The organism is Okeania sp. (genome assembly GCF_035285525.1).
Taxonomy (GTDB): Bacteria; Cyanobacteriota; Cyanobacteriia; order Cyanobacteriales; family Microcoleaceae; genus Trichodesmium.
Map to the genome: position 1 here is coordinate 1 of NZ_JAYKGW010000134.1, position 15,797 is coordinate 15,797.

Annotated in this window: 6 protein-coding genes; 4 read left to right on the forward strand and 2 right to left on the reverse strand. The window is 33.1% G+C overall.

The features are described from left to right. Positions 1-504: 504 nt before the first annotated feature. Both VKJ25_RS12660 and VKJ25_RS12665 read right to left on the reverse strand, forming a co-directional pair. Entirely contained in the window at positions 505-678 is a 174-nt protein-coding gene (locus tag VKJ25_RS12660) for a hypothetical protein (RefSeq protein ID WP_324236990.1), read from the reverse strand. Between the two features lie 108 nt (positions 679-786). Then, the gene (locus VKJ25_RS12665; RefSeq protein WP_324236991.1) at positions 787-1,041 is read right to left on the reverse strand and encodes a C2 domain-containing protein; all 255 of its coding nucleotides are present in this window, start codon (positions 1,039-1,041) and stop codon (positions 787-789) included. Between the two features lie 104 nt (positions 1,042-1,145). Between VKJ25_RS12665 and VKJ25_RS12670 the strand changes: the two genes are divergently transcribed. The 4 genes from VKJ25_RS12670 (at position 1,146) to VKJ25_RS12685 (ending at position 15,738) form a co-directional block, all read left to right on the forward strand. Next, positions 1,146-6,479, forward strand: coding sequence for a trifunctional serine/threonine-protein kinase/ATP-binding protein/sensor histidine kinase (locus VKJ25_RS12670; protein ID WP_324236992.1), 5,334 nt, complete (start codon positions 1,146-1,148; stop codon positions 6,477-6,479). Between the two features lie 428 nt (positions 6,480-6,907). Next, complete coding sequence (locus tag VKJ25_RS12675; RefSeq protein ID WP_324236993.1) at positions 6,908-12,322, forward strand: trifunctional serine/threonine-protein kinase/ATP-binding protein/sensor histidine kinase; 5,415 nt, start codon at positions 6,908-6,910, stop codon at positions 12,320-12,322. Positions 12,323-12,816: 494 nt separating this feature from the next. Further along, positions 12,817-14,367, forward strand: a complete 1,551-nt coding sequence (locus tag VKJ25_RS12680) for a CheR family methyltransferase (protein WP_324236994.1) — start codon at positions 12,817-12,819, stop codon at positions 14,365-14,367. 285 nt (positions 14,368-14,652) lie between these two features. Further along, the gene (locus tag VKJ25_RS12685) at positions 14,653-15,738 is read left to right on the forward strand and encodes a chemotaxis protein CheW (protein WP_324236995.1); all 1,086 of its coding nucleotides are present in this window, start codon (positions 14,653-14,655) and stop codon (positions 15,736-15,738) included. Positions 15,739-15,797: the final 59 nt, after the last annotated feature.

The following is a 15,797-nucleotide window of genomic DNA, read 5'->3' on the forward strand; positions in this document are numbered from 1 at the left end:
TGTTTGCAGGGGCGGGTCTAATCAGTAAGCTAACGAGTCTTCAGGTTAAGCTAGCTAGACCCGCCCTTTGTTTGCAGGGGCGGGTCTGAGCAGTCAGCTAACGAGTCTTCAAGTTAAGCTAGCTAGACCCGCCCTTTGTTTGTAGGGGCGGGTCTGAGCAGTAAGCTAACGAGTCTTCAAGTTAAGCTAACTAGACCCGCCCTTTGTAGGGGCGGGTCTAATCAGTAAGCTAACGAGTCTTCAAGTTCAGCTAACTAGACCCGCCCTTTGTTTGCAGGGGCGGGTCTAATCAGTAAGCTAACGAGTCTTCAAGTTCAGCTAGCTAGACCCACCCTTTGTTTGCAGGGGCGGGTCTAATCAGTAAGCTAACGAGTCTTCAAGTTCAGCTAACTAGACCCGCCCCTGCTACAGCAGAGGGTTTGGAGAGCAAAACCCTACAGTCTTAAATTCTAGCGATACTACCGGACATAATATAACTTTCACCGCCAACCAGCACTACCACAATTAATCCTTACCAAGAGTTAATTTCAAACTTAACTTATAGTCAGTATCTTTGCCATCGTCTGGCGACCAAATATTGACATAATAAACATCAGGTTCTAAAAATGTCGAGATTGATTCCGCTATGGTGCTAGGTTTAAAGGAACCATCAACCCACTTTTCTTCACTATCGTACAAATATGATATACATCTGCATTACTGCTTGCAGCAGTTTTCATTTTAGTGAACCACAGTAAGGAGGTTGCATGCAAGGTCTCTACAAGGTTTTGGTTATAGCGATGTGGTTTATCCATTTGAAAAGCGCTGTAGTCCCTTTAGTGTAAGATTTAAGGTTCCGCCTTCACCACCTACGGGAAAAGTGTAATAGTCACCCCAATCTATATCTCCCACAAATTCCTTAAAAGCGCGTTTCTTGTTTTTGAGAATACCAAATATTGCGAGCAGTTTCAAAGGTGTTGTCTTTTTCGCTAAATTCCAATAGCTGACAAAATTCAGACATTTTCTTATGTAAGGTTTTTCCTTCTCTGACAATGTAAGCATTCAACTTCTTCCTTCTTCCTTCTTCAAATTAAATAAAAGCTAAAAAGGTTTTTTGTGTTATAACTTTTAATAGCTACCATAGCCATAAATTTATTAAAAATCCTATGATTAAATTACCAAATTATCACATAGCTAAAAAAATTTATACAGGAACCAGAACTACAGTTTATCGTGGGTTAAATACTACTAATCAACAACCAGTAGTTATTAAAGTTATCAATAAAGAATACCCAACATTCTCGGAATTATTACAATTTCGTCATCAATATACCATTACTAGAAATCTGAATTTATCGGGAATTGTCAAACCTATCTCTCTGGAAAAATATGGTAATGGTTATGCTTTAATTATGGAAGATATTGGAGCAATATCTCTCAAAAAATACCTCAGTAATCAACAATTAAATCTCCCAAATTTTCTAGAACTTGCTATTTCCATAGTGAAAATATTAGAAGATTTATATCATCATCAGATTATTCATAAAGATATTAAACCTTCTAATATTGTGATTAATCCAGATACTGGAGATATTAAATTAATTGATTTTAGTATTTCTACGTTATTACCGAGAGAAACTCAAGAAATTATTAATCCTAATGTTTTGCAAGGTACTTTGGCATATATGTCTCCTGAACAAACCGGGAGAATGAATCGAGGTATCGACTATCGGAGTGATTTTTATTCTTTAGGTATTACCTTCTATGAAATACTCACTAATCAATTACCTTTTATTTCTAATGACCCCATAGAATTAGTTTATTTTCATATTGCTAAAGAACCAACTCCACCTACCGAGTTAAATACAGAAATACCAGAAACAATCAATAATATTATTCGGAAAATGATGGCTAAAAATGCGGAAGAACGCTATCAGAATGCTTTTGGATTAAAACATGATTTAGAAACTTGTTTAAACTCTTGGCAAGCAATAGGAAATATTCCTATCTTTGAGTTAGGAAAACGAGATATTTCTGACCGTTTCACTATACCGGAAAAACTTTATGGTCGCCAAGAGGAAGTTGAGAATTTATTAGATGCTTTTGAAAGAGTGGCTCAAGGTGAAAGTGAAATTATGTTGGTAGCTGGTTTTTCTGGTATTGGCAAAACCGCAGTAATTAATGAAGTTCATAAACCTATAGTTCGTCAAAGAGGTTATTTTATTAAGGGTAAATTTGACCAATTTCAACGTAATATTCCTTTTAGTGCTTTGGTACAAGCTTTTCGAGATTTAATGGGAGAATTGTTGAGTGAAACTGCTAATCAATTAGAGGAATGGAAGACTAAAATTTTGGCAGCATTGGGAGTTCAGGGGCAGGTTATTATTGACGTGATTCCAGAACTAGAATTGATTATTTATCCTCAACCAGCGGTGGAAGAATTATCAGGAAGTGCAGGGGAAAATAGGTTTAATTTACTGTTTTTAAAATTCATTAAAGTTTTTACGACTAAAGAACATCCTTTGGTAATATTTTTGGATGATTTACAATGGGCAGATACGGCTTCTTTGAAGTTGATGCAGTTATTAATGAGTGAGAAAAATAGTCAACATTTATTATTGTTAGGAGCTTATCGGGATAATGAGGTAAATCCGACTCATCCTCTGATATTAACATTAGAGGAAATTGTCAAAAATTCAGCTATTGTAAATACTATTACTTTAAAACCTTTGGCATTAAGTTCAGATGTCAATCCTTTAGTAGCAGATACTCTTCATTGTTCCGAAGAAATAGCATTTCCATTGGCGGAGTTAGTATATCAAAAAACTAAAGGAAATCCATTTTTTCTGACTCAATTTCTGAAGGCATTGTACAAAGAAGAATTAATTACTTTTAATTATGAGGTGAATTATTGGGAATGCGACATTGCGAAAGTTAAGTTATTATCTTTAACTGATGATGTGGTAGAGTTTATGGCAACTCGTCTGCAAAAGTTGTCGTCGTCAACTCAAGAGGTAATGAAATTAGCAGCTTGTATCGGTAATAAATTTAATTTAGAAACTTTAGGTATTGTCTCCGAAAAGTCTTTGGGAGAAACAGCGAATAATTTATGGGAGGCATTGCAAGAAGGATTAGTTTTACCAGTGACAGAAATGTATAAGTTTTATATTTCAGAAGAGTCGAATTTGACAGATTTTCCCGGAATAAAAACTGATGCTAATTATAGATTTTTGCATGACAGAGTACAGCAGGCAGCTTATTTGTTAATTCCCAAAGCAGAAAAACAAATAACTCATTTAAAAATCGGCAGATTATTATTAGAAAATATCCCAGAAAGTGAAAGACAAGAGAGAATTTTTGATATTGTTAATCAGTTAAATTATGGAGTAAATTTAATCTCAGATTCTAGGGAACGAGAACAACTGGCAGAGTTAAATTTAATGGCGGGAAAGAAGGCAAAAGTTTCTACTGCTTATATGGCTGCAATTAATTATTTCACTTTTGGTTTAGAGTTATTGCCAGAAAATAGTTGGCAAATAAAATACAATTTAACTCTGGATATATATGTAGAAATGATAGAAGCAGAATATTTAACAACTAATTTTGAAAGGTCAGTTGATTTAGCAGAAATTGTCTTACAAAAAACCAAAAATATAATAGATAAGGTGAAAGTATATGAGCTAAAAATTCAAATTTATGTAGCTAAACTTGAGTTAAATACAGCTATAGAGGTAGGACTTCAGGTACTCGAAATTATGGAAATTAGTTTGGTAGAATCTTGTCCTCCTATTGAAGTAATTGAAAATTTAGCTAACCTGCCAGAAATGACCGATCAAAACAAGCTGGGAGCTATGAGAATTTTAGTTGCTCTGATATCGCCAGTTTATTTTTTAAATTCTCCACTACTTTCACAAATAATTTTTACTATGATTTCTTTGTCACTCCAGTATGGTAATTCTACCTATTCAGCCTATGGATATGTTTTAAATGGATTATTTTTGTGTGGAATAATGTCAGAATTTGAGTCTGGATATTGCTATGGCAAACTAGCATTAAATTTACTAGAAAAATTTAATACTAAAGAATTAAAATCAAGAATCTTGATGGTTTTTAATGGTAATGTTCGACATTGGCGAGAACATTATCGAGTTACGTGCAAACCTTTAGTAGAAGCAATTGAAGTAGGTTTATCTACAGGAGATATTGAATATGCTAGCTATGCAGTATATGACTATATTAATGCTGTACTGGCAATGGGAGAAAATTTAGAATCTCTGAGTAAAAAGCAAAGTAATTATGTGCAGTTAATGCAAAATCTTAAGCAGGAACATTCAACTAATTGTGTGAAAATTCAATGGCAGACAGTATTAAATCTTTTAGATAAATCTGAAAATAGTTTCCAACTAATAGGTACGGCTTTTGATGAAACCAAAATGTTACCAATTTTTAGGGATTCAAAAAATGCCATCCTCCTGTTTTATACCTATTTATATAAAGGTAAATTACTATATCTTTTTCAACACTCTGAAGAAGCTATTCAAGCTTTTAGTATGGCAGAAAAATATATAGATTCAGTAGCAGGTATGCTGATAGTTGCCCAACATAATTTCTATTATTCTTTAGCATTATTAGAATTTGTTAGACTCAAATCTTGGCAAAATCAAAATAATAATAATTCTTGGTTAAAAAAAGTAGAAATTAATCAGAAAAAGATGGAAATTTGGGCGCATCATGCTCCCATGAATTATTTACATAAATTTTATCTCGTAGAAGCAGAAAAACATCGGGTACTTCATAACTATCTCCAAGCAATAGAATTTTATGAACAAGCGATCGCGATCGCTACAGAGAATGAATATATTCACGAAGTTGCTATCGCTAACGAACTGGCAGCGAAATTTTACTTAGAGTGGAATAAGGAAACTATTGCCCAAGCATACCTAATTAAAGCTTACTACGCTTATGCTCAGTGGGGAGCAGTTGCTAAACTAAAATACCTGGAAAAATGCTACGGGGATATACTGAAACCTCTACAACAAGAATCTAATTTGACTTCTAGTTTAACTACCGATACTGTCACATATACAAGTAGCAATACTTCTTTAGTGCTTGACTTCAGTAGTTTAATCAAAGTAACTCAAGCTATTTCTGGTGAAATTAAACTAGAGAATTTACTATCGGTTTTAATGCGAGCTACTCTAGAAAATGCTGGTGCGGAAAAAGGTTATTTAATCCTTCCTCAAGGAGAAAATTGGGTGATAGAAGCTGAAGCTATTCGTAATAGTAATCTAGGGGAAGAATTACAATTAATATCAAAACATTCTCTTCCTCTTGAGTCTACAAATAAACTTCCTAATTCTCTCATTTATTATGTGGCACGTACTCAACAAACTGTGGTACTTGATGATGCTGCTAATGAAGCTAAGTTTGCTGCCGATTCTTACATTCAAAATTATCAACCCAAAAGTATTTTATGTATTCCTATTATTAATCTTTCTCAATTTATTGGCATATTATATCTCGAAAATAATCTGACAGCAGGAGCTTTTACTAGGGAGCGATTAGAAATATTAAAAGTTTTAACTACTCAAGCAGCTTTCTCTTTAGAAAATGCCAGACTTTATCAAGAATCTCAGAACTATGCTCAACAATTAGAGGAAACACAACTACAACTTGTGCAAAATGAAAAAATGGCATCTATTGGGCAATTAACTACCGGAGTTGCTCACGAAATTAACAATCCAGTAGGTTTTATTTCTGGCAATTTAGCTCATGCTTCTGATTATATCCAAAATATGATTAATCTTTTGAACCTCTACCGTCAAACTTTCCCTCAACCAGGAGTAAAAATTTTAGAGGAAATGGAGGCAATGGAGTTGGATTATCTGATGGAAGACTTACCTAACATGATTGATTCTATGAAAGAAGGTATCGAGCGGATTACTGAAATTAGCAAATCGATGCGTACTTTCTCTCGCGGGGATCAGACAAGTAAGATATCTTTTAATATCCAGGATGGCATAAATAGCACTTTATTAATTCTCAAACATCGACTCAAAGCTAACAATAATCGTCCGGAAATTCAAATAGTAAAAAACTATGGAAATTTGCCAACAATAAGTTGTTATCCCGGACAATTAAATCAAGTTTTTATGAATTTAATTGCTAATGCTATTGATGCTTTAGAAGAAAGTAATATGGGGAAAACTTTTACGGAAATTAAAACAGCACCAAATCAGATTGCTATTACTACAGAAATTGACCAAGAAAAACAGCAGGCAATTATTAAAATAAGAGATAATGGTATGGGTATGAGTGAGGAGGTGAAAAAGAAAGTATTTGGTCATTTATTTACGACTAAACCAGTAGGAAAAGGAACTGGTTTAGGTTTATCAATTTCTCAGCAAATAGTAGAAGAAAAACATGGAGGTAAAATTAGTTGTATTTCTGAGTTAGGAAAAGGAACTGAGTTTATTATTAGTTTACCAATTAATGTATAATATGAGGCAAAATCAGTGCAGCAGAGCAAAATTTTAGCTGCGAAAGCAACGACAGAACTAGCAGAGGGGACTGAATGAAAAAAAAGTGTTAAATTAGTAAAAACAAAACTGTTTTCTTGTGTTATAACTTCTATAATTCTTATATAGTAATCTGATTTTAGTTGTATTCAAAATTTCAAAGCTTTTTAGAGAACAGGCGGGAGTTACGGTACGGTTCCCCAGAAATCGGAGAGAAATCAGTTTTTTTATTAGACATCTCCAAAAATAAAAAATTAAATCAATTCTTATCCATAAATTATCAATTATTTCTTCCTGTTCCCTGTTCCCTGTTAAGCGTTCCCTCTTTTCTGGAGATGTCTATTGACTTTTTTGATGTGTGACAACCTATGCGCGGATTACTATAAAACCATAAATTTATTAAAAATCCTATGATTAAATTACCAAATTATCACATAACTCAACAAATTTATACAGGAACCACAACTACGGTTTATCGTGGATTAAATACCACGAATCAAAAACCAGTAGTTATCAAATTTCTCAATAAAGAATACCCGACCTTTTCTGATTTATTACAATTTCGGCATCAATATACTATTACTAAAAATCTGAATTTACCAGGGACTGTTAAACCTATTTCCCTAGAAAAATATGGTAATGGTTATGCCTTCATTATGGAAGATATTGGGGCAGTCTCCCTCAAGACATACCTAAATCATCAAAAATTAAGTCTGCAAAGTTTTCTGGAACTGGCGATTTCCATAGTTGAAATATTAGAAGATTTATATCATCATCAAATTATTCATAAAGATATTAAACCTTCTAATATTGTGATTAATCCAGAGACTGGAGATATTAGATTAATTGACTTTAGTATTTCTACATTATTACCTAGAGAAACTCAAGAAATTGTCAATCCTAATGTCCTCGAAGGTACTCTGGCATATATTTCCCCAGAACAAACAGGTAGAATGAATCGAGGTATTGACTACCGGAGTGATTTTTATTCTTTAGGGATTACATTCTATGAAATCCTCGCCAACCAATTACCTTTTATTTCTAATGACCCCCTAGAATTAGTTTATTTTCATATTGCTAAAGAACCAATTCCACCTACGGATATAAATACAGAAATACCAGAAATGGTAAATAATATTATTCTGAAAATGATGGCGAAAAATGCGGAGGAACGCTATCAGAATGCTTTTGGATTAAAGCACGATTTAGAAACTTGTTTAAAATATTGGCAAGAAACCAACAATATTCCTTTATTTGAGTTAGGAAAACGGGATATTTCTGACCGTTTTAGTATACCTGAAAAACTCTATGGTCGTCAAACAGAAGTTCAGAATTTATTAGATGCTTTTGAAAGAGTGGCTCAAGGAGAGAGTGAAATTATGTTAGTAGCGGGTTTTTCAGGTATTGGAAAAACTGCAGTTATTAATGAAGTTCATAAACCAATAGTTCGTCAACGGGGTTATTTTATTAAGGGTAAGTTTGACCAATTTCAACGGAATATTCCTTTTAATGCTTTTGTACAAGCTTTTCGGGATTTAATGGGAGAATTATTGAGTGAAACGGCTAATCAATTACAGGAATGGAAGACTAAAATTCTCTCAGTATTAGGTGAAAATGGGCAGGTTATTATTGAAGTGATTCCGGAACTAGAGTTGATTATTTCTCCTCAACCACAGGTAGAAAAATTATCAGGAAGTGCAGCGGAAAATAGGTTTAATTTATTGTTTTTAAATTTGATTAAAGTCTTTGCGACTCAAGAACATCCTTTGGTAATATTTTTGGATGATTTACAGTGGGCAGATACGGCTTCTTTGAGGTTGATACAGTTGTTAATGAGTGAGAAAAATAGTCAACATTTATTATTATTAGGAGCTTATCGGGATAATGAGGTAAATCCGACTCATCCTCTGATATTAACATTAGCAGAAATTGTGAAAAGTTCGGCTATTGTTAATACTATTACTTTAGAACCTCTGGAACTAATTTTTGATGTAAACCCTTTAGTAGCGGATACTCTTCATTGTCATCAAGAAATAGCATTTCCTTTGGCGGAATTAGTAGATCAAAAGACTAAAGGAAATCCTTTTTTTGTTACTCAATTTCTCAAAGCATTGTACAAGGAAAAGTTAATTACTTTTAATTATGAGGTGAGTTATTGGGAGTGTGATATTGCTCAGGTAAAGTTATTTTCTCTTACAGATGATGTGGTAGAGTTTATGGCAACTCGTCTCCAAAAATTGTCATCTGAAACTCAGGAGGTAATGAAATTAGGAGCTTGTATTGGTAATAAGTTTAATTTAGAAACTTTAGCTATTGTTTCAGAAAAGTCTGTGGCAGAAACAGCTAATAATTTGTGGTCGGCATTGCAAGAAGGGTTGGTTTTACCAGTGACAGAAGTCTATAAATTTTATACTTCAGAAGAGTCTAGTTTTACAGATTTTCAAGCCATAGAAACTGATGCTAATTATAGATTTTTGCACGACCGGGTACAGCAAGCTGCTTATTTGTTAATACCAGAAGAGGAAAAACAAATTACTCATTTAAAAATCGGGCGATTATTATTAGAAAATATTCCAGAAAATCAAAGGCAAGAAAGAATTTTTGATATTGTTAATCAGTTAAATTATGGGGTAGATTTAATTTCTGATTCCACAGAAAGAGAACAACTGGCGGAGTTAAATTTAATGGCTGGGAAAAAGGCTAAAGTTTCAACCGCTTATAATGCTACGGTGAATTATCTAAATATAGGTAGAGAGTTATTAACAGCTAATAGTTGGGAAACGAACTACGAATTAACATTAGCTTTGTATGTAGAATCAGCAGAAATAAGATATTTAATAGGTGAATATGAAGAAATGGAAAATTTAGCTGAAGTTGTACAACAGCAAGCTAAAATTTTATTAGATAAAGTTCCAGTTTACATAACAAAAATTCAAGCTGAATTTGCTCAATATCAATTTCTTGAAGGTCTCGATATGGCAACAAAAATTCTTCAAGATATGGGATTAAAATTATTCCCTAGAACAACAGAAGAAGAGTTGTTTTCTGGTATTCAAGAATTACAGTCATTTCTGGGCGATCGCTCCCCTGAAGACTTCAAACAACTTCCAGAAATGACAAACCCGGAAAAGTTAGTCTTAGTGCAAATTCTAGAATTAATAGGAGCAGCAGCTTTTATTAGTGGGTCTCCGTTGTGGTCTAGTATAGTTTTTGCCCTGATTACTTTATCTGTCGAATGGGGAAATACATCTGCTTCTGCTTATGGATACACTTGTTATGGAATAATGTTGTGGATCAAAGGAGAAATTGGAGTTGCTTATCAATTATCTCAGGTAACTTATGGGGTATTTGAAACTTATGGTGGAGATGCTATTAAAGGAGCAGTAGTAGCAGATATACACCTTCGTCATTGGCAAGAACATTTGCGAAATAGTTTACCTTCATTCCTCAAATATTATACTCTTGCTTTATCCAGGGGAGATTTTGAATTTGCTGGTTACAATCTCTTGTTTCACTATTTTCATGCCTTTTATAGTGGTGAGGAATTAACAGAACTTGTTCAGAAACTTAATGATGCTATTGATACTGTGATTCAAATGAAGCAAGAAAGTACCGTGAGACGGTTGCAAATGAATCAACAAACTATTCTAAATTTGATTAGCTCGGAAAACCCTGGTGTCTTAGTTGGAGAAGCTTTTAATAATACAGAAACACAACCCCAAGATCAAATACTGGTATATCAAAATTTGCACAAACTTTATCTATATTATCTGTTTGGTAACTATCAGGAAGCTCTCAAAATTTCTCTGGCAACACAACCAAATGTCAATTTAGTTACTTCTCAGTATAGTCAGGTACTTTTATATTTTTATGGTTGCTTGATTTTTCTTGCTCTCTACAATGACGCTTCTGAGGAACAACAGCAGCAGTGGTTAGCAGATGTCACCTCTAAACAAGAACAGATGGAAATTTGGGCGCACCATGCTCCCATGAATTATTTACATAAATTTTATCTCGTAGAAGCAGAAAAACATCGGGTACTTCATAACTATGTGGAAGCAATAGAACTCTATGAACAAGCGATCGCTCTCGCTACAGAAAGCAAATATATTCAAGAGGCTGCTCTCGCTAACGAACTCGCAGCGAAATTTTACTTAGAGTGGAACAAAGAAACTATTGCCCAAGCATACCTAATTAAAGCTTACTACGCTTATGCTCAGTGGGGAGCATTTACCAAACTTAAACACCTGGAAACTTGCTACGGTGAGTTACTTAAATCCCTGCAACAAGAGCCTAATTTTATTTGTAGTTTAACTAATGAAACCGTTACATATACAAGTAGTAATACTTCTTTAGTGCTTGATTTCAGCAGTTTAATTAAAGCTACTCAAGCTATTTCTGGAGAAATTCAATTAGAGAATTTACTCTCGGTTTTGATGCGAGTTACTTTAGAAAATGCTGGTGCTGAAAAAGGTTATTTAATCCTTCCTCAAGGAGAAAATTGGGTCATAGAAGCTGAAGCTATTCGTAATAGCAACCTTGAAGAAGAATTGCAACTAACAGCCAAACAATCTCTTCCTCTTGACTCCACAAATAAACTTCCTAATTCCCTCATTTATTATGTGGCGCGTACTCAACAAACTGTGGTACTTAATGATGCTAATAATGAAACCAAGTTTGCTGCCGATCCTTACATTCAAAACTATCAACCTAAAAGTATTTTATGTATTCCTATTATTAATCTTTCTCAATTTATTGGCATACTATATCTAGAAAATAATCTCACAGCAGGAGCTTTTACTAGCGATCGTTTAGAAGTTTTAAAAGTCCTCACTACTCAAGCTGCTTTCTCTCTAGAAAATGCCAACCTTTATGAAAATTTATCTCTGGCTAAAAATCAACTTGAAGAATATAGTCATACTTTAGAGGATAAAGTTAAAGAACGCACCGAAGAATTAAACAAAAAAAATATATATTTATCTCAAACTCTCCAGGAACTAAAAAAGACTCAAGCTCAATTAATTCAAACCGAAAAAATGTCTAGTTTGGGAGTAATGGTAGCAGGAATTGCTCACGAAATTAATAATCCTAACAATTTTATTTATGGCAATGTTAAGCACGCCATTGCATACAGCAAAGATTTGCTCAATTTAGTTAATTTGTACCAAGAAGAATATCCTCAACCTACAGCTAAAATAGAAGAATTTATAGAAGAATTAGATGTAGAATTTTTAGTTAAAGATTTAGAAAAATTACTAAATTCTATGAAAATTGGGTCGGAAAGGATTAAAGAAATTGTGACATCATTACGGAATTTTTCTAGATTAGATGAATCAGATATGAAGCCTGTAAATATCCATGAAGGTCTTGATAGCACTCTCCTAATTTTACAAAATAAACTCAAATTTCAGAGAGAAAAATCTGAACTTCAAGTAGTCAGAAATTATGGTGATTTACCCTTGGTTAATTGTTATGCTTCCCAGTTAAATCAAGTATTTATGAATGTTATTAGTAATGCTATTGATGCTTTGGAAGAGATGAGAAAAAAGAGTAATAAATTAGAAGAACCTACGATTATAATTAGCACAGAAGCAACTAAAAATCAGACTGTAAAAATCAAAATTTATGACAATGGTCCTAGTATTAGTCTGGAAAATCAAAATAGGATATTTGACCCATTTTTTACTACTAAACCAGTTGGCGCTGGTACAGGTTTAGGTTTATCAATTAGTTATTCAATTATTGTAGAAAAACACAATGGTAAATTAACTTGTAATTCTGCACCAGGAGAAGGGGTAGAATTTGTCATTGAGATTCCATTATAATAATTGTTAGATGAAGGCAGAAAGAAGGCAGAGAGAGGGCAATAGTAGTAGACTGACACATCTAAAATGGTGCAATATGTAGGGGCGGGTTTGATCAGAAATTTTCATGCTTACTCTAAGGTTTACATAAACCCGCCCCTGAGACGGTGGCTTATATCACTGGGGGCGGGTCGATCTAGTAAACCCATGAAAACTCGTTAACTCACTTGCAAAACCCGCCCCTACGGTGTCTTCCTAATGCACCATTCTTAGATGAAACAGTCCAGTAGGGTGTGTTAGCGCACAACCCACAACGCACCAATATCCCATATATAGCACCTTTCTTTGCGTAAGTTTTGTATTGATTACTCAGTAAATTAAGAACTTGGAAAAACTAGCTTTTTATAACCGGATTTGGTATGATAACCGATAACTGATAACTGAAATAACCTATTCCCTATTCCCTATTTCCTTTTCCCTGTTCCCTGTTCCCTGTTCCCTGTTCCCTATCAAGAATGAATCCAACTTTATTACAAAACTTTATTAAATTAATTGCTAACTATACAGGTCTGCATATTCGAGAGCCAGATTATAACAGTTTTTGCCATAAAATATTGATGCGCATCAGCTCGCTAAAATACTCTTCTCCAGAAGAATATTATCAATTATTAATAAGCCAAGATCAAACAAGTAAAAATGAATGGGAAAAACTGATAATATTGTTAACCGTAACTGAAACTTATTTCTTTCGAGACCAGGAACAGTTAGGGTTACTTAAAAATGTAATTTTGCCAGAAATTATTAAGTTTAAAATAGCATCTAACCAAAAAAAAATAAGTATTTGGAGTGCAGGTTGTTCTACAGGAGAAGAACCTTACTCCTTAGCAATTATAATTCAAGAATTAATTCCTGGCTGGCAAGAATGGGATATTTTAATTTTAGGAACAGATATTAATAAAGCAGCACTAACTAAGGCAAAACAAGGTATTTATAGTGATTGGTCGTTTCGTTTATTAGATGAGTGGCTCAAAAGGAAATATTTTTATCAATTTCAGGGAGAATGGCAACTAAATCCAATAGTTAAAAATATGGTCAGTTTTAGTAATATAAATTTAGTTAAAGATAGTTTTCCTAAGTATATTGATTTGATTTTATGTCGCAATGTTTTTATCTATTTTGAACCTAAGTATACTTCATTAGTGATGCAAAAATTTTATAATTCTCTCCTCAAGGGAGGGTATCTAATAACAGGTCATGCTGAGTTATTTGGTCAAACAATGAGTAAATTTAGGGTGAAATTTTTCCCGAAATCTTTGGTTTATCAGCGCGATGAAGAACAGCTACATGAAAATTATTTAGTTGATACTTCACCCATACTTCCCAAAAAGACGATACCTATAACTAAAAGTTTTAAACGTTCATTTCTTAATTCAATATCTGAAAGCAAAGTCTCTACTAATTATAATATTCAGGATAACGATCAAAAACAAATATTATTTGATTGTAACCAGAAAATTAATCTAAATCACAGAAATGAAACAGCTAGAAAATTAGAACAAAAAAATAGTGATTTGCCACCTAATAAATCGGATAAATTGTTGTTGGAAGCAGCAGAATTATTTGCAGCTAAAGCTTATACTAATGCGATTAAAAAAGTAGAAAAATTTATGAGTCTAAATCCCCAAAGTTTTAGGGGATATAAATTACTAGCTCGATTATATGCCAATGTAGGTAAATATGACCGTGCTATTTTTTATTGTAATCAAGCAATAAAAGTAAATGCTTCTTCATTAGAGCCTTATTATTTGTTAGTTAATATAGCAGAAGAACAAGGAGATATAGAAGGAGCTAAAATTTTTTTAAAGCGCATAATTTATCTTTACCCACAAGAAGTACCTGCTTATATAGAACTTGGTTCACTATATGCAGCAGAAAAAAATATAATTCGAGCAAAAAAGATGAAAAATACAGCTTTAGAACTCCTAAAAAATTTACCTGCTGATGATATGATAGAGTACAGAGGAGGAATTAAAGTTTCTGAATTGATTAAGTATTTGGAAGCATAAATATCAACCAAAAACTAGGTTTATTACAGCAGAATAATTTGCCAAAATACTTTTTTCCTATTACCTATTACCTATTACCTATTCCCTGTTTCCTACTCCCTAAAAAGATGAAAAATATAGCAATTCTAAATAGTTTGTAAGATTTTATAGTAGGGGTTTGGTCTCCAAACCTACTAAGGGATTTGGAGACCAAACCCCTACAGTTTTTTCGGAAAAATCATTCTTGATTGCTATACTTTTTCCTCCATACCTATTCCCTCCATACCTATTCCCTCCATACCTAAAATGCAAAATAAATCATATCTGATATTTTCACATAATAACTGTTTTTATGGACTAGAAACATTGTCTGTTAAAGAAGTTTTTTTACTGCCAGAAATAACGGCGATCGCGGAAATGCCAGACCCGATTATTGGTATAATTAATCTGAGAGGAAATGTATTACCTGTAATAGACTTCAATCTGCGTCTGGGGTATCAGCAACAAGAATATTCTTTGACAGATAATCTAGTTGTGATTAACTCAGAATCATCCACTGTTGGCATCATTGTGAATCAAGTTTATGAAGTCAAAGAAATTCCTACTACAGAAATCAAAATAATTACAGAAATATATAGTCAAGAAAGCCAGGAAAATCATAAATTAAATTTAGTTGCAGGTATAGCCAAATTAGAAGAAAAATTAATTACTTTATTATCTACTAAAAATCTGATTAGATACACAGAAAAACTAGCTGATTTTTCTATACATGACTGGAATAATACAGATGATTTAGTCAAAGAAAATTATTTAGAAAAACCTCAACATCAAGAATATTCCAAATTAATATTTTGCCCCAATGCTACTCCACAAGAAAGAACTATTTTTCAAGAGCGAGCCAAAAATTTGAGAGAAACTCAAAGTGAAGATTTTAGTAACTTAATTCCTCTAGCAGTAATTGGTTTAAATGAAGAATATTTTGCTATGAATTTAGCAGTAGTAAAAGAGTTTACTAATATTAATAAAGTTACTCCTATTCCTTGTACTCCCAAACATATTTTTGGCAATATAAATTTACGGGGTGAAATTGTTACTTTGTTGGATATTCGAGGTGTTTTAAATATGCAGACTCAGACAACAACAACCCAAAAAAATCAAGCCTTAATATTTGACTTAGATGATTTAGTTGCTGGTATTATAGTAGATGAAATATTTGATGTTATTTATCTCAATCCTTTAGATATTAAGTCGATTCCTGCTATGATTAATCATTCTCAAGCTCACAGTGAGTATTTATTAGGAACTGCTATTTATCGAGAAAAGATGATGAGCATCATCAATTTTCATAAAATTATTACCAATAAAGAATTAATTGTGGAAGAAGAAATTTAAACTCATTTTTAGGGAGTAGGGAACAGGGAACAGTTATCAGTTTTTTCAGGGAACAGGGA